The organism is Spiroplasma cantharicola, from assembly GCF_001281045.1.
Lineage (GTDB): Bacteria > Bacillota_I > Bacilli_A > Mycoplasmatales > Mycoplasmataceae > Spiroplasma_A > Spiroplasma_A cantharicola.
Map to the genome: position 1 here is coordinate 302,547 of NZ_CP012622.1, position 17,093 is coordinate 319,639.

Consider the following 17,093-nt stretch of genomic DNA (forward strand, 5'->3'; position numbering starts at 1 on the left):
TAATTTATAATATATAAGTTAATGGGGTGAAAAATAGATGAACCTAACAAGAATGGAACGTAATAAAGCAATTCATGAAAAAGTAAAGAAGGAAATTGCTTATAAAAAGAATATACAAGATGAAAAATCAGTAATTCATTCAACATTTGAAAAATTAAAAATGATTGATTTAGACTTTTTTAAAGAAAAATTATCTATTTTTGATGCAAAACATGAATTTGAAAAGCCTTACCTTGATAGAGATAAGTCATCAAGTTTATTCCCTGAGGATTTAAAATATGAAATGAAGTTGGAAATCTCGGAATTAAAGAAAATTGGGTTAAATCAAGCTAATAAAATTTCAACTAATGAAGTTGAAGAGCAAGAGAATTCATTAAATTTAAGAAGTGATAAATATATTAATTTATATAAAAGTTTACAAGAAAATGATAAAAATTTTCAAATAAATATTAACAAATTAAAAGAAAAGCAAGCTTGAATAAAAACAAATCCGCAAGATATTTCTATGACTACAGTGCAACAAGTAAGAAGCAAAGATAATAGAAGTACTCAGCAAATGATAATAGAAGTTAGTGAAAAAAATGAAAAGGGTTTAAACAGAGTTTTAAAAACTTGAAAATTACAAGAAAGAAAATATAGATTTAAATGAGTTCTTCCTACTTTGATTACTTTTATAGTATTAATGTTTTTAGCAATAATAATTCCAATATTTGTGGTAGGAGGGTAATTAAATTTGAAACATATTAATATTGCAGTAGATGGAACAGCAGGGTCTGGAAAAAGCTCAGTTATGAAAAGAGTTGCTGTAAAGTTAAAAATGAATTTTATTGATACTGGGGTTATGTATAGAGCTTTTACTAAGTTTTGCTTGGATAATCAAGTAAATTTTTTAAACGATAAGGAAATTGAAAAACAAATTAAAAATTTTAATTTTAAATATATAAATGAGAATTCTATTTTAGTAAATAATGTAGAATATGGAAAAACTATTTTTGATTATGATGTTGCAGAAAATATTAAATATGTAGCAAAAAATAATAAAGTAAGAAAATTTATGGTTTTAGCCCAAAGAGAAATGACTCAAAATAAAAATAATATTGTTATTGGAAGAGATATAACAACAGTAGTTCTTCCAAATGCAGAATTAAAAATATATTTTGATTGTTCTGTTGAGGCAAGAGCACAAAGAAGATTCAATCAAAATAAGAGAAAAAAAATTACTCCAAACGTTTATGAAGATATACTAAGACAAATTCAACAAAGAGATGATTATGATAAAAATAGAGAAATGGGTGCACTTAAAATTGCACCAGATGCTTGATATTTAAATACAAGTAATTTAAGTATCGGTAAAGTAATTAGATTAATTTTAAATAAAATAGAAAATCTTAAATAGTCTTTACTTTTTAAGGGGGTGTAGCTTTATGGCAAGAAAAGGAATTGTAGCAATAGTTGGGAGACCAAATGTTGGAAAATCTACACTTTTTAATAGAATAATTAGAGAAAAAAAAGCGATTGTTGAAGATAAACCAGGAGTGACTCGCGACAGAATGTATGGTAAAGCAGAGTGATTAACTTTACCCTTTATTGTAGTTGATACTGGTGGTATTACGCTACAAGATAGCCCTTTTTCAAAAGAGATAAGAATGCAAGCAGAAATTGCTATTAAAGAAGCAGATGTAATAGTTTTTGCAATTAATTATAAAGATGGAATTACACAAGAAGATGAAGCAGTAGCTAAAATACTTTATAAAACTCACAAACCAGTAATACTTGCCGTTAATAAATATGATAAAAAAGATCAATTTGATGAATCATTTACTTTTATGACTTTGGGTTTTGGAGAACCATTTATGATCTCTTCTACTCATGGAATTGGAATTGGTGATTTACTAGATAAGATAATTGAAAGCTTTCCAAAATTTGATGAGGGTGAAGAAAATGAAGAACTAAAATTAGCAATAGTTGGGAGACCAAATGTTGGTAAATCAAGTTTAGTAAATTCATTGGTTGGTGAAGAAAGAATGATTGTTTCTGAAATAGCAGGGACAACAATTGATGCAGTAGATAGTAAAATAAAATATAATGGCAATAGTTATACAATTATTGATACAGCTGGTATGAGAAAAAAAGGAAAGATTTATGAGAATCTTGAAAAGTATAGTTACCTAAGATCAATAAGTACTATTAATAAAGCTGATATTGTACTGCTAATTCTTGATTCTAGTGAAAATATTAAAGACCACGATACAAATATTGGGGGGTTTGCTTTTGAAGAAAATAAACCTATAATAATTATTGGTAACAAGTGAGACTTAGTTAAAGATAAAGAAACTAATACTATGAAAAGAAAAGAAGAAGAAATCAAAGCTTATTTCAAGTATTTAAATTATGCTAAAGTCTTATTTATATCTGCAAAAGAGAATAAAAGAATAAATAAAATATTTGATATTGTGGATTTAGTTCAAAAAAATATTAAAAAAAGAATTAGAACAAGTCTACTTAATGAAGTTTTCAATAAAGCTCAATTAATTAATCCAGCTCCAAATCATAATGGTGGAAGATTAAAAATATTTTATGCCTCACAAGTTGAAGCATATTTACCAACTTTTGTTTTATTTGTTAACAATCCAGAATTTGTTCATTTCTCATATAAAAGATTTTTAGAAAATCAAATTCGCTCACAGTTTGATTTTAGCGGTGTACCAATAACAATTATTTTTAGAGAAAGGAAATAATATATGCAAAAGGAAAAGATAGCAATAATAGGAACAGGAGCATATGGAACAGTTTTAGCTAACGTTTTAGCTGATAATGGTCATGATGTAATCATGTATGGAATTGAAGAAACACAAGTTGAAGATATTAATAATAATCATTTAAACTCTAAATTTTTTCAAGATTTACTAATTAATTCAAATATAAAAGCAACTACAGATTTTCCAGCAGCAATGGAAAAAGCAAATATTGTAATTTTAAGTGTGCCAACATTTGCTTTGGATAATGCAATTGAAAATGTAATAAAATATGGAAAACGTGAGATGCATATAATAAATGTGGCTAAAGGTTTAGATGAAGAAAATCTTGATTTATTAAGCAAAAAAATTAAAAAAAGATTTGAAGGAACAGGGGTTATGAAATCCTATGGGGCAATCTATGGGCCTTCAGTTGCTATTGAAGTGATTATGCGAAAACCAACTTGCGTTATGAGTTGTAATGAAGATGAAGCAATTGCTACTTATATTGCAAATTTATTTTCAAATGAATATTTTATTGTAAAAGTTACAACCGATGTTATTGGTTGTGAAGTTTCTGCTGCTTTAAAGAATAGTGTCGCAATTGCTGCTGGATTATTACATGGTTTTTCAGCTGCCGATAATTCAAAAGCTTCATTAATTACTATTGGAAATGCAGAAATTTATAATATAGCAAAACATTTTGGAGCTAAAATAGAAACATTTATGAATTTTGCAACTCTTGGAGATTTGATTTTAACTGCTTCTTCATTAAAATCAAGAAACTTTTCATTGGGCGTTCAGATTGCTCAAAAAGATGATGCAAAGATGGTTTTAACTTCTCATAAGAATACTGTCGAGGGAGTTTTATCTTGTAAATTGGCATATGAGATATGTAGCAAATATAAAATTAAAGCACCAATGTTTGAAATACTATATAAAATACTATACAATAATCATAGACCTAGTGGGTTAGTAAATGATTTTTTCCAACATGCTAAGGTAGTATAGATTTAAGGGGTGGATATAACCATGACAAAAAAAGAATTATCTGAAAAAATTTCAGCAGAATTTGGTAATACAAAAGCTGATGCTGAAAAAATGATTAACTTTGTATTTGATGAAATTGTAAATGCTCTAGTTAATAAAGAAGAAGTTGCAATTGCAGGATTTGGTAAATTTGTTACAACTGAGAGAGCATCTCGTGAAGGTGTTAACCCAGCAACTGGAGCAAAAATCCAAATTGCTGCAACAACTGTAGCAAAATTTAAAGTAGCTAAACAATTAAAAGAAGCAGTTGCTAAATAATAAGAACAAAATTTAAAAGACTTGCAACATGCAAGTTTTAATTTTGCAAAAAATATGTTTGAACTTTTCAAAACAGGATTAATAAGCAAAAAAACTCTTTTAATTTTAAACTATTCAAAAATTAAAATTAATGAGAATCAATTAGCTATTTTATTAATAATTATGGAGTTATCAAACGATGACCAAAAAAACTTTACACCATCACAAATTGCAGAACATATGATAATTTCAAAAGAAGAAATTGAAAAAGAAATTTCTTTACTTTTAAAAAATCGAATTATTAAATTGGAACAAAAAGGTAAAAAAACTATCCTTGATCTAACACCTTTATTTAACAGATTACTTGTAGAATTAGAAGAAAAACACTCTAAATTAAGAAATGATAATACATATAATTTTATTGAAAAAATGTTTGATTATAAATTAACAGAATCTGAAATAGATAAAATTGAAAATTTTATTGAACTGGGTATTTCAAAACCTAAGATTATGTCAATAATTGATGAGTTTAAAATTGATAATATTAAAGACTTATTTAAAAAGTTAGAAGATAAGTCAAAAGAGACTTCCGTAAAAATAACTATGTATAATTGATTAAATGATTAAAAATATCATTAAAATTAAAATTAATACCTGAAAAATTTATTTCCAAGAAATTTTCTTTGAAATATTGATAGGGTATTTTTTTATTTTTTATATTACTTAGTTCACTTATATGAATAAAAAATATTTTTTCATATAAGTGAAAATAAACTAAAATAAAGGCACAACCATTATTTTTATTAACTAAAGTTAATTTTTCAAATTGTTGCTGTTTTAAATTATTTAAATTAAAATAATCTTTTTCAGTTTCTTTTGCTTCAAATTCTAAGTATATGCCTTTTCAAAGTCCAATATAATCACAAAAGTAATTTCTTTTTAATCTAGCTGTAATAATATTGTTATTAATAGAAATAATATTATTATTGATAGGCATTTTATAAATAAATCCATTATTTTCGTCTAAAATACTAATACTATTATTTATAATAGTTTCTAAATACATTCCTTTATTTTTTATTATCATAATTTCACCCAAAGATATTAATCGATATATATTTACAAAAAAATATAAAATAAGATACAATAAGACTAAATGGGGGCATAACAATGGCAGATTTTATAAAATTAACAAAACAAGAAATTATAGACAAAGATTTTGAAGTTGAATATAAAGGTTATAAAGTAGAAGAAGTTGATGCTTTTTTAGATATGATAGCAGAAGACTATAAATTTTTTGAAGAAAAAAACATTAAAAAAGAAAAGGAAATAGCAACTTTAAAAGAAAATATTAATAGATTATCTAGTGAACTGACAGAAACATTGGCTACTTTAAAATTAAGTGAAAGTCAAATGGAAGCATTAGCCAGAGCTGGATTAAATAGTTCAGACTTAATTAAGAGAATTTCTAATTTAGAAAAAGAAAGATATAATAAGTAATTTAGTATAAAATAATCAATGAGATTAACTTTGAATCAACTGCTATATTTGAAAAATAATATAGAGGAAACTCCACGCTTGCACATTCTGAGATGAATGTAGTGTTTGTGCTAGAGAAAAAAATAACTTTAGGTACCAATTTATTGGTAACGACTTAAGTATAGTCTAAGGGCATTTATGCCTATGATAAGCTTTATAAAGTGCCACAGAGACGATTAGCTAGAAATAGTGAAATGGAACGGGTAAACTCCACAAGCAAGAAACTCAAATTTTGGTAGAGGAGCTTAAGGGTGAGGAATTCAACAAGCCTTTGGGATCGCATAAGCGATAGATAGATAGTTGATGCACGTAAGTGTTACAAAACGTGGGTTATGATAACTTAATCTCACTATATTTTTTAAGGATTTGTATATGAAAAAATTATTTGAATATTTAAAATTAAATAATTTAACACTATCTTCATGTGAATCATTTACAGGAGGATACTTTGCCAATCAAATAACAAATATTTCTGGAGCAAGTCAATATTTTAAAGGTTCCTTTATTTGTTATTCAGATGAATTTAAAACACAAGTTTTAGGAATAGATATAGAAGTAATTAAAAAATATAGTGTCGTTTCAAGAGAAGTTTTGGCATTAATGTTGGAAAAAACTAATCAAAAAATTAAATCAGATATTGTTATTGGTTTTACAGGTTATGCTCCTCCAAAAGATGTTAATGAAAAATCTGGTTTGAGTTTTGTAGGTTTTAGGATTAATAATCGAAATTTTATTTTTGAATTTTTTATTGAAGAAAATATCTCAAGAGAAGATTATAAACAACAAGCTAGCGAATTTATTATTAATAAGCTTCTAAAAATTTAATTTTAATTCCTTATTGTCGATAATGATAATTGAGGAGAAAAATATATGATAGAAAAAATATTAGAAAAAAATACAAACGAGGTGCTTTTAAATATGAGTGATAATAATATTTATGATGATCCTGCTTTTAAAAGCGTTTTAAAAGATATTGAAAAAACTTTTGGAAAAGGCTCAATTATGAAATTAGGAGATTCAGCAAATTCAGCTATTGAAGTTATTCCAACTGGAAGTTTTTTACTTGATAGAGCTATTGGAGTTGGGGGATATCCCAAAGGTAGAATTATAGAAATTTATGGTCCAGAATCAAGTGGTAAAACAACACTTTCATTACATGCAATTGCTGAAGCTCAAAAAAATAATGGAAGGGCTGCTTTTATTGATGCAGAACATGCTTTAGACCCAAGATATGCTCAAAATATCGGTATTGATATTAAAAATCTTGTTGTTGCTCAACCCGACTCAGGAGAACAAGCTTTAGATATTTTAGAAATGTTAATTAAATCAAATACTATCGATATAATTGTTGTTGATTCAGTAGCAGCGTTAGTTCCAAAAGCAGAATTAGATGGAGAAATGTCAGATCAACAAATTGGTTTACAAGCAAGATTAATGTCAAAAGCTTTAAGAAAAATTAATGGAATAGTTTCTAAAACTAATACAACAGTCATTTTTATTAATCAATTAAGAGAAAAAGTAGGTGTCATTTTTGGTAGCCCTGAAATAACTCCTGGAGGTAGAGCTCTAAGATTTTACTCATCTATAAGATTAGAAGTAAGAAAAGGAGAAACAATTTCTACAAATGGTGAAGCAACTGCAAATAAAGTTAAAATTAAAGTTGTAAAAAATAAGGTAGCTCCACCATTTAAAACTTGTCAAATTACTATTGCATATAATAAAGGTGTTGAAAAAGATCTTGAAATTATTGAAATGGCAACGATTTATAATATTTTAAATAAAGCTGGAGTTTGATATTCATATTGTGATGAAAAAATTGGACAAGGTAAGGAATCTGTTAGAGAATGATTTAATAATAATCCAGAAAAGTATTTAGAAATTCAATCTAAACTTAAAGACTGTATAGAATAATAAGTAATCTTTTTAACTGTATTTAATACAGTTTTTTATTTTTTTGAATTATTTTTATATCCAATAGTCATATTAGATATAGGAATTAGAGAAAAATATTAACTTTATTTAATAAAAATATAGTTTCAAAAATACAACATAAACATATTCAACTATATTATTAGATATAAAAAATCTTAATTAATTAATGACAATTATTCTGTAAATTGATCCAATTAACAGTTTTGATTTGAAGAAGAAATTCATGATGGATAATATTAATATAAAAACAAAAATTATTTTTTTGTTTTTTTTGTTTTATTTTGTTTATTAAGTTCCTTCTCTAATTATGCTATTTTGTTAATTTGATGTAAAATAATAGGGTTGCAAAAGGCAACGCCACACTTTTCTAGGATTGGAGAACAATGCTAGTTATGAATGATGATTTAGTACACTTGTATATTGCGATAATATCTTTTTTAATAGTACTTTTAATTGTATTAGGTACAGTTATTGTATATTTAATTAAGTCTCGTCAGCGCAAATACATTTTGAAAAAAACATTAGACGAGTCAAAAGAAATTAAAATGAAAATATTAGCAGAAGCAAAAGCTGATGCAGCTTTAATAAAACTTAATGCTGAAAGTGATGCTTCGTATATTCGTGAAGAAATTTCTATCGAAAACAAAAATTTAAAACAAAAAAAAGAACAATTTTTTGAAGAAATAGAAGTTTTGAATAAAAAGGAAGAAGAATTAATTCAAGATAAAATTAATACAAATAAAATAAAAAGTGAATTAAAAATTCAAAAAAAGAAATATCAGTTAGCTCTTGAAAATATTTCAAATTTAACAGAAGAGCAAGTCAAAAGTGAATTATTTAATATTGTAGAAAATAAATATTTAAATGAACTTTCAAATAAAATTAAAGATTACGAAAATAAATTAAAAATTAGAGCTGAAAAAAAAGCATCTGATATATTAATTGATGCAATGCAAAGTTGTCATATTCAAATTACTTCTGAAAAAAATACAACATTTTTTGAAATTGAAAATGATTCTTGAAAGGGAAAAATTATAGGTAAAGAAGGTCGCAATATTAAAACTTTTCAATCTTATGGAGGTGTTGATTTAATAATTGATGATACACCAAATAGGATTACCATTTCTTCTTTTAACCCTATAAGAAGAGAAATTGCTTATTTAACTTTAACTGAACTTATTAAAACTGCAAGAATTCATCCTGCAACAATTGAAGAACAATTAATTATTCAAGAAGAAAAATTAAATAAACATTGTTTTGAAATTGGTAATGAAGTCTTATTAAATTTAAATATTGATGATTTACCTGAAGAAATAGTTAAAATGATTGGTAAATTAAAGTTTAGACATAGTTATGGACAAAACGCTTTACAACATTCAATTGAGGTTGCAAAGATATGTAGAAAAATTGCATTAGAAATGGGTCTTGATGAGAAGATTGGACTTAAGTCGGGTCTTTTACATGACATTGGAAAAGCTGTGGACTTCGAGCAAGAAGGAAGTCATGTAAAATTAGGAGTCGATATTCTTAAAAAATACAATTTGGAATTTGAAATAATTAATGCTGTTGAATCACATCATAATGATGTGGAAAAAGAAACCTATTATGCAGAAATTGTTGCAATTGCTGATGCAATGAGTGCTGCAAGACCAGGAGCAAGAAATAATGATGCCAATGAATATTTTATAAGAATGCAAGAGCTTGAAGATATTTGTTTACAACAAGAAGGTGTTATTAAAGCTTATGTTTTAAAAGCTGGAAGAGAAATTAGAGTTATGGTTAATCCAACTGTTATTGATGATTACAATATGAAAAAAATTTCCTTAAATTTAAAAGAAAACATTCAAAAAATAAATAAAACCCCTGGAGATATTTATATAACAATAATTCGTGAAAAACGTGAAGTTATAAGATTATAAAAACACCAAGATAATGGTGTTTTTTGTTATAATTAATTGAGATTGGAGTGAAACTATGGGATTTGGAGATTTTCTAGCTAATAGAATGAAAAAGTCTATTGAAAAGAATTTAAAAAAGACTACTTTAAATAGTGATAATGTAAAAGACGTATTAAGAGAAATTAGATTAGCTCTTTTAGAAGCTGACGTAAATATTGATGTTGTTAAAAAATTTATAGCAAATATTCAAGAAAAAGCTGAAGGAGTTTTTATTGAACAAGGTGTTAGAGCAGATCAACAAATGGTTAAAATAGTTCACGCAGAACTAGTTGAAATTTTAGGAAAAACTAATAAGGCATTAGAAATTGATAAAAAACCTTCAATTATTATGATGGTTGGTTTACAAGGAGCTGGAAAAACAACAACAGTTGGTAAACTTTCACATTTAATTACTAAAAAAAATAAGAAAAAAACTCTAATGGTTGGTTTAGATATTTATAGACCAGGTGCTATTGACCAATTAGTTGAGTTGGGACAGAAAAATAATTTAGATGTTTTTGAGCAGGGAAAACAAAGTCCGGTTAAAACTGCACAACAAGCAGTAGACTATGCTCAAAAAAATGGATATGAAGTAATAATTTTAGATACAGCTGGACGTTTACAAATTGATAAGCAATTGATGGATGAACTTAATGAAATTAGAAAAGTAGTTTCTCCTCAGGAAATAATTCTTACAGTTGATGGAATGACAGGGCAAGATATTATAAATGTTTCACAAGAATTTGATAATTTATTAAAATTAACAGGAGTTATTGTTACGAAACTAGATGGTGATGCTCGAGGTGGGGCTACATTATCAATAACTGATATTACAAAATTACCAATTAAGTTTATTGGTGAGGGTGAAGGAATTGGAGCTCTTGCTGAATTCCATCCAAAAAGAATGGCTGATAGAATTCTTGGGATGGGTGATGTTGAAACATTGTTTGAAAAGGCAGCTGATGTTGTTGATCAAAGAACAATGGAAAAAACAATGAAAAGAATGTTTGCAGGACAATTTGATTTAGAGGATTTGAGAAATCAAATGGAGCAAGTTGCCAAAATGGGAAATCTTGGTGGAATTATGAAAATGGTTCCAGGATTAAATGGAAAAGTTAGTGAATCTCAGATTAATCAAGCTCAACAAAAACTTTGAGTGGCAAATATTTTAATGACATCAATGACTTTAAAAGAAAGAAGAGAACCAAGACTTTTAAAAGCAATTACTAGAAAACAAAGAATTTTAAAAGGTTCAGGTAGAACTGAAAAAGAATTTAATGAACTTTTAAATCAATTTGATAAAGGTAAAAAACAAGTTCTTGAATTAACTAAATCACTTAAATCAGGAAAAATGCCAAATCTTGGTGGTCTAAAATTTTAGTTAAAAAGAAACTAAAATTAAAACAAAAAAAGAACTAAATTTAGTTCTTTTTATTTTGCTTCAATTGCTTTTACTTTTTTTTCTATTTGAGAAATAGCTTGTAATTTTTTATTAGCTTCTTCAATTGTTTTTTGAGTACTTTCTAATTCCATTCTTCGTTTCTCAGCATCTTTCATTTTCTTTCAAACACCAGTTTTCATTGCATCTGACATTAACAATACTGAAAGTAAAGTTATGTTAAAGATATCATTAATGATTTTAGATACATGTTTTTTTTCTTTTGCTGATAAGTTTTCAGCCTTATAAGTTTCCAAACTTTTAACATCTTTGAAAAAATTGTCTGCAAAATATTTTCCAAATTTTTGATAAATTAATGCTTCACCTTCATGAGCAAATAAAGATATACTTTTAAATAAAATTAGTTTCATTTCAACTTCATCTTCACTAGTAGATCTAAATTGTTCTATAACATAATTTAATCTATCATCATGGAATTCATCAACCAATTCTTCGACAACAATTCTTGAAGGTTGTCCAACTAATTTTAAAATTGGTTTTTTTCCTGCAGTTTCATATTCTATAAATTCATAGTTCATTGCTTTAATGTATTTTTTAATACGTAAAGGTAATATATACATATCATATGCAATATATTCTGAATACCTTCATTTTCTTGCAATAATTTGTGTGATTATATTATAAACCATTTCCAATACAGTTAAGTTTAATGATCTTTCACTTACTTTAAACTCTAATTTGTTTAATCTCAATAATTGATAATATTCATATCCATAGTATTCAAGTGAAATCATATTAAAATATGTTTGAATAGTTGAATTATTCATAATCGCAGAATAAGAAAATTGAATATCTGGTACAAGAGCATCAACTATATTTTCAAATTGTGGTCTATAGTCCAAAATTGAGTAAAATTTATTTTTTTCAGCCATAAAATATCCTCCAAAATATAGTTATATTTTATCATATTTCCTTTTGAATAAATATGTAAGTGTATAATAATAAGGATTTTAGGAGTTTGTATGAAAATAAAAATAATTTGTTTTAATAAAGTAAATAAAGAATATAAAGAAGTTTATAAAACATATATAGATAAACTTAAAAATCATTGTACTTTGGAAGTGATTGAAATTAATGAATTTGATCATGGCGATATAAAATCAAATATGGTAAAAAATGAACAAAATATTAATTTGAAAATATTAGAAAGTAAGGAATATGAATTTTTTTTATTAGATATAAATGCAAAACAGTACAGTTCTGAATTAATTGCACAAACTTTACAAGAAAATCAAAACTATAAAAGTGGTAAAATTTGTTTTATTATTGGACCAAGTGATGGATTCAGTGAAGATTTTAGAAATATACATAAAAATAAAATTAGTTTTGGTCTAATTACTTTGCCTTATAATTTAGTAAGAATAATTTTATTAGAACAAATTTATCGAGGTTTTAAAATCATTAAAAATCAAAAATATCATAAATAATTAAAAAATAAATTAGATTTTTTAATAATTAAACTATAAAATGATACTATCACTGAGGAGGTAATCCTATGAATGACGAAAAATCAAGTTTCAATTGGTTTCCAGGTCATATGAATAAAAGTATTAAAGAAATCGAACAAAAGATTTCAATAGTTGATCTGGTTATGGAAATTGTTGATGCAAGAGCACCGTTCTCAACACAAAATCCATTACTAAGAAAAATACTAAATACTAGACCAAGATTAATAATATTAACAAAATTTGACTTATCAGATAAAGACATAACTAATCAATGGACTGAATATTTTAAGTCTATAGGAAATACAACATATATTGTAAAAGATAAACAAGCTGATATTTACAGTGATATTTTAAAACTTATAAATGAAATGACTAAAGAGTCACAATTGAAACAGAAGAAACGGGGAATAGAAAAACCTCAACTCAATGTTTTAGTTGTTGGTATTCCAAATGTTGGTAAATCAACAGTTATTTCAAAACTTTCAAAAGGAAAAACTTTAAAAATTGGTAATAAGCCTGGTGTTACAAGAGGAATGCAAAGAATTGTAATGACAAACAGTATTACATTGATTGATACTCCGGGAATCTTACCTGCAAAGTTTGAAAATGAAACGGTGGCTTGTAATTGTGCTGCTACGAACTCAATTAGATTAGATGTTATTCCAAAAGAAAGAATGGCAACTAAATTAATGAGATATATTTATAATTCATATCCATCATTAATTGAAAATACTTATAAAATTAATAAGCATGTATTAAGACCCATTGATTATGATGATACATTTACTATTTTTGAAGAAATTGCAAAGAGAAATAAATTTACAATTCTTGATGAAATAGCTGATGTTGAAAGAGCAATAGAATTATTTATTCAAGATATTATTAAAAACAATTTGGGAAATATTTCATTTGAAAAGCCAATTGAAATAAAGGAAATATCGAAACAAACGATTCAAGAGAAAGATTTAGAATCAGCAATAGTAAGTGATTTAACAGTTGAATGATAGAAAACCCAAGATACTTATTTGATCAAAAAATAAGAGAAGAAAATAAAGTTAATTTAATTTCAGGCAGTGATGAAGTTGGCAGAGGAGCAATGGCTGGTCCAATTGTTGTTGCTAGTGTAATTTTAAAACCTGAGTATAATAATTTTAAAATTAGAGATTCTAAATTATTAAATGAAAAACAAAGAGAAGAGTTGTTTGAAGAAATTAAACAAAATTGTATTGCATATAGCATTTGTGAATATGATTCTAAGTTTGTAGATGAGTTCAATCCCAAAAGGACAAGTCAAATTGGTATGATTGATACAATAAAAAAATTAAAAATTAAGCCAGATATTTGCTTAATTGATGGAGAAAATATAGAATTAAATTTGTGTAAAACGATAAAAATTATTAAGGGTGACAATTTGAGTATTACTATAGGAGCTGCGAGCATTTTAGCAAAAGTTTATAGAGACAGAATAATGAATAATTATCATTTAAAATATCCACAGTATAATTTCATAAAAAATAAAGGTTATTGTACAATTGATCATCAAAATAGAGTTAAAGAATTTGGTATTTTGGATATTCATAGATTTTCTTATAAACCAATAAAATTTCTAAAGGAGAAAAAAGATGAACTTTAATAAGAACAATGAAGTCTATCAGGAGTGATTAAATTCTAATCACTTAGATGAAAATTTAAAAGAAGAATTATTGAAAGCAAGTGATGAAGAATTAAATGCTGCATTTAATATTCAACTAGAATTTGGAACTGCTGGAATAAGAGGTATTCTTGGAGCAGGACCAGGAAGATTTAATTTGTATACAATTAAAAAAGTAACTATGAGTTATGCAAAATTGTTATTATCAAAATATGGAGATGTTTTAAACAGAGGAGTTGTTATTGGTCATGATAATAGAAAATTTTCAAAAGAATTTTCTCAATTGACTGCTGAAATTCTAACAAGTTTTGGTATTAAAGCTTACTTATTTGAAAATAACATTATGAAACCAACGCCAGTAGTTTCATTTGCAACCAAACAATTAAATGCAATTGGTGGTATTGTAATTACTGCAAGTCATAATCCAGCTATTTATAATGGTTATAAAATTTATGATGAGTTTGGATGCCAATTAATTGATGAAGATACACAAATAATTGCAGAATATATGGAAGAAATAAGTGATATTTTAAATTGAAATTATAAATTTGATGAAACACTTCTTGAAGTTGTACCTCAAAATGTTTTAGAAAAATATAAGGAAATGATTGAAAATTTACAATTCTATAAAAAGAAACCAAGAAATAAATTTAAAATGATTTACTCAGCTGTTAATGGAACTGGAACAGAGTTTACTCCACCATTATTGAGAAGTTTTGGTTATGAAGTAATCGAAGTTGCAGAACATGCCTTTGAAGATTCAACATTTAAAAATGTTGGAAATCCTAATCCAGAATTTGAACCGGCTTGAAAAATTCCATTAGAATATGGAGAAAAACATAAAGATGCTTCAATTATAATTATTCAAGATCCTGATGCTGACAGAATAGGTTGTGCAGTTAATCATAATGGTAAATGAATTAGAATTGATGGTAATCAAACAGGACCATTATTAATTGAATGAAAATTAAGTCAAATGAAAGAACATAATTTAACTCCAGAAAATCCAGCTATGTATTCTAGTTTTGTTACAAGTGATTTAGGAGATAGAATTGCAAATGAAACTTATAATGTTAAAGTTATAAAAACTCTTACAGGATTTAAATGAATGGGTTCAGAAATCTTAAAAGAACCTGAAAGAAATTTAAATTTTGTATTTGCCTATGAAGAAAGTTATGGTTATGTTCTTGACTCTTCAACAAGAGATAAAGATGGAATTCAAGCAACAACAATGTTAGTTGAAGCTGCATGATATTACAAACAAAAAGGCAAAACATTAATTGATGTATTAAATGATTTATATGCAAAATATGGTTATTACTATACATACACTGAAAATTTAAATTTTAAACCAGAAGAAATTAAATCGAAAGTTGAACCTATAATGAAAAAACTTAGAGAAGAAGAGTTTTCATCAATGGGTGGCTTAAAATTAAGTTATGTTGAAGATTATATTGATGGGTTATTCAATATGCCTGGACAGAATTTAATGAAGTTTTATTTTGAAGATGGAAGTTGATTTGCAGTTAGACCTTCAGGAACTGAACCTAAGGTTAAAATATATTTTATTTGCGTTAGCAATAATGAAGAATCAGCTATATCTAAGTGTGAGTTAATTTTTAAAGATCTAAAAAAATTCTTAGAAATATAAAATAATGCTTTAGCATTATTTTTTTTACATTTAAAATGAAAATTGTTAATTTAGTACTTATAATAATAGTGGCATTAATATAAATGAAAGCTAAAAGTAAGGAGAAAAATGAAAACATTAATTATTGGAGGTAGTGCAACTGGAATGGGTGTTGCTGCTAGGCTTAAAAGAAATGATCCTAGTATAGAAATAACAGTTATACAAGATAAAGATTATGTTTCTCTTGGAGCCTGTGGTCTTCCATATTTTGTTGCAAATAATTTTGAAGATAAAAATATTTTAATAGCAAGAAAAAAAGAAGAGTTTGAAAAAACTGGTATTAAAATTATTTCTAACGCAAAAGTAGATTCAGTTGATTTTAAAAATAAGACAGTATCTTTTAATGGTCAATTTGAATCTTATGATAATTTAGTTTTAGCAGTTGGCGCAAAGCCTATTAAGCCAAATATTATTGGTGTTGAAGGAGAAAATGTTTTTTCTCTTACAACATTAGAAGATGGAGTTTTGTTAAAAGAAAAAATACTTAACAATGACAAAATCAAAAAAGTTGTTATAGTTGGAGCAGGTTTTATTGGATTAGAAATGACTGAAACTTTTGCTGAATTGAATAAACAAGTATATTTATTAGAAATGGAATCAAAAGTTATGAAAAAAGCTTTTGATGAAGAAATCTCAAATTTAATTGAAGAGAAATTAATAGAGAAAAAAATTAATACTCTACTTGGTGAACAGTTAGTAGAAATAAAATTGAAAAATGATAAAGTTAATTCAATTTTATTAAAAAGTGGAAAAGAAATTAAAGCAGATGCAGTTTTACTTTCTGTTGGTTTTCAACCAAACACTTTATTTTTAAAGAATAGTGATTTAAAAATGAATGACAGAGGAACAATTATTGTCAATCAAAAAGGTGAAACAAATATTAAAGGTGTTTATGCAGCTGGTGATTGTGCAACTTCTAAGGACTTTATTAATAATGAAGATATTTATTCACCACTAGCAACTGTTGCTAGCAAATTTTCAAAAGTAATTGCAGATAATATTGCTGGTAAAAAAGCTAGTTTTGCAGGTTCTATTCAAAGTTCAATGTTAAGAATGTTTGACCTTGAAATAGCAAGAGCTGGATTAACAGAACAAATGGCATTAAAAAATAATATGAAAATTAAATCAGTTTTTATTAAAGATAAAGACCATACAAACTATACTCCAAATCAAAAAGACTTATATCTTAAATTGATAATTAATGAAAATACAAGGGAAATAATTGGAGCTCAAATGGCAGGAAGTAATAGTTCTGTTTTAAGAATTTATGCTTTGGCAGCTTTAATTTGACAAAAGGCAAAGGTAGATAGTGAATTAGAACAAATCGATTTACCTTATGCTCCACCATTTTCAAGAACTGTCGATATCATTCACATCGCTTTATCTAAGTTAAATAAATAAGAAGGGAAAGATTA

General features: G+C 26.1%; 18 protein-coding genes and 1 other RNA gene. 17 read left to right on the top strand and 2 right to left on the bottom strand.

The features are described 5' to 3' along the window. Window positions 1–37 precede the first annotated feature (37 nt). Genes SCANT_RS01390 through SCANT_RS01415 form a run of 6 tightly spaced genes read left to right on the top strand, consistent with a single transcriptional unit; the run spans window position 38 to window position 4,649 of the window. A complete protein-coding gene (locus SCANT_RS01390; RefSeq protein ID WP_053945942.1) occupies window positions 38–727 on the top strand; it encodes a hypothetical protein in 690 nt (229 codons plus the stop codon). Window positions 728–733: 6 nt separating this feature from the next. Beyond that, window positions 734–1,396: a (d)CMP kinase gene (gene cmk / locus SCANT_RS01395; RefSeq protein WP_158500843.1), complete on the top strand. Its 663-nt coding sequence runs from the start codon at window positions 734–736 to the stop codon at window positions 1,394–1,396. 28 nt (window positions 1,397–1,424) lie between these two features. After that, window positions 1,425–2,738: a ribosome biogenesis GTPase Der gene (gene der, locus SCANT_RS01400; protein WP_053945943.1), complete on the top strand. Its 1,314-nt coding sequence runs from the start codon at window positions 1,425–1,427 to the stop codon at window positions 2,736–2,738. A 3-nt stretch (window positions 2,739–2,741) separates the two neighbouring features. Continuing rightward, window positions 2,742–3,746: an NAD(P)H-dependent glycerol-3-phosphate dehydrogenase gene (locus SCANT_RS01405; protein WP_053945944.1), complete on the top strand. Its 1,005-nt coding sequence runs from the start codon at window positions 2,742–2,744 to the stop codon at window positions 3,744–3,746. 21 nt (window positions 3,747–3,767) lie between these two features. Continuing rightward, window positions 3,768–4,043 carry an HU family DNA-binding protein gene (locus SCANT_RS01410; protein ID WP_053945945.1) on the top strand — a complete coding sequence of 92 codons (276 nt, stop codon included), beginning with the start codon at window positions 3,768–3,770 and terminating at the stop codon, window positions 4,041–4,043. Window positions 4,044–4,064: 21 nt separating this feature from the next. After that, entirely contained in the window at window positions 4,065–4,649 is a 585-nt protein-coding gene (locus tag SCANT_RS01415; RefSeq protein WP_053945946.1) for a DnaD family protein, read from the top strand. Here the strand turns inward: SCANT_RS01415 and SCANT_RS01420 are convergent. Then, a complete protein-coding gene (locus SCANT_RS01420; RefSeq protein WP_053945947.1) occupies window positions 4,624–5,109 on the bottom strand; it encodes a Holliday junction resolvase RecU in 486 nt (161 codons plus the stop codon). The genes SCANT_RS01415 and SCANT_RS01420 overlap by 26 nt on opposite strands. Before the next feature lie 83 nt (window positions 5,110–5,192). On the opposite strand from SCANT_RS01420, the gene SCANT_RS01425 reads away from it, so the two are divergent. From SCANT_RS01425 to ffh, 6 genes are all read left to right on the top strand, one after another. Then, window positions 5,193–5,522: a DivIVA domain-containing protein gene (locus tag SCANT_RS01425; protein ID WP_053945948.1), complete on the top strand. Its 330-nt coding sequence runs from the start codon at window positions 5,193–5,195 to the stop codon at window positions 5,520–5,522. 27 nt (window positions 5,523–5,549) lie between these two features. Continuing rightward, window positions 5,550–5,899, top strand: an RNA gene (rnpB, locus tag SCANT_RS05255) — RNase P RNA component class B. 34 nt (window positions 5,900–5,933) lie between these two features. Further along, window positions 5,934–6,386 carry a CinA family protein gene (locus SCANT_RS01430; RefSeq protein ID WP_053945949.1) on the top strand — a complete coding sequence of 151 codons (453 nt, stop codon included), beginning with the start codon at window positions 5,934–5,936 and terminating at the stop codon, window positions 6,384–6,386. Window positions 6,387–6,431: 45 nt separating this feature from the next. After that, window positions 6,432–7,472, top strand: coding sequence for a recombinase RecA (recA, locus tag SCANT_RS01435; RefSeq protein WP_053945950.1), 1,041 nt, complete (start codon window positions 6,432–6,434; stop codon window positions 7,470–7,472). A 413-nt stretch (window positions 7,473–7,885) separates the two neighbouring features. Continuing rightward, window positions 7,886–9,412 (top strand): ribonuclease Y, encoded by a 1,527-nt coding sequence (gene rny, locus SCANT_RS01440; RefSeq protein ID WP_158500844.1) that lies wholly within the window; start codon window positions 7,886–7,888, stop codon window positions 9,410–9,412. Between the two features lie 55 nt (window positions 9,413–9,467). Then, on the top strand, window positions 9,468–10,811 hold the full coding sequence (gene ffh, locus SCANT_RS01445) for a signal recognition particle protein (RefSeq protein ID WP_053945952.1): 1,344 nt from the start codon (window positions 9,468–9,470) through the stop codon (window positions 10,809–10,811). Window positions 10,812–10,861: 50 nt separating this feature from the next. Here ffh and SCANT_RS01450 read toward each other — a convergent pair whose 3' ends face one another. Next, on the bottom strand, window positions 10,862–11,761 hold the full coding sequence (locus tag SCANT_RS01450; RefSeq protein ID WP_053945953.1) for a hypothetical protein: 900 nt from the start codon (window positions 11,759–11,761) through the stop codon (window positions 10,862–10,864). Between the two features lie 90 nt (window positions 11,762–11,851). Between SCANT_RS01450 and SCANT_RS01455 the strand changes: the two genes are divergently transcribed. From SCANT_RS01455 to SCANT_RS01475, 5 genes are all read left to right on the top strand, one after another. Continuing rightward, the gene (locus SCANT_RS01455; RefSeq protein WP_053945954.1) at window positions 11,852–12,316 is read left to right on the top strand and encodes a 23S rRNA (pseudouridine(1915)-N(3))-methyltransferase RlmH; all 465 of its coding nucleotides are present in this window, start codon (window positions 11,852–11,854) and stop codon (window positions 12,314–12,316) included. A gap of 68 nt (window positions 12,317–12,384) precedes the next feature. After that, on the top strand, window positions 12,385–13,344 hold the full coding sequence (ylqF, locus tag SCANT_RS01460) for a ribosome biogenesis GTPase YlqF (RefSeq protein ID WP_053945955.1): 960 nt from the start codon (window positions 12,385–12,387) through the stop codon (window positions 13,342–13,344). Further along, window positions 13,338–13,970, top strand: coding sequence for a ribonuclease HII (locus SCANT_RS01465; protein ID WP_053945956.1), 633 nt, complete (start codon window positions 13,338–13,340; stop codon window positions 13,968–13,970). The genes ylqF and SCANT_RS01465 overlap by 7 nt, the downstream gene beginning before the upstream one ends. Next, on the top strand, window positions 13,960–15,639 hold the full coding sequence (locus tag SCANT_RS01470; protein ID WP_053945957.1) for a phospho-sugar mutase: 1,680 nt from the start codon (window positions 13,960–13,962) through the stop codon (window positions 15,637–15,639). The genes SCANT_RS01465 and SCANT_RS01470 overlap by 11 nt, the downstream gene beginning before the upstream one ends. Before the next feature lie 108 nt (window positions 15,640–15,747). Further along, window positions 15,748–17,079, top strand: coding sequence for a CoA-disulfide reductase (locus SCANT_RS01475; RefSeq protein WP_053945958.1), 1,332 nt, complete (start codon window positions 15,748–15,750; stop codon window positions 17,077–17,079). Window positions 17,080–17,093 lie beyond the last annotated feature (14 nt).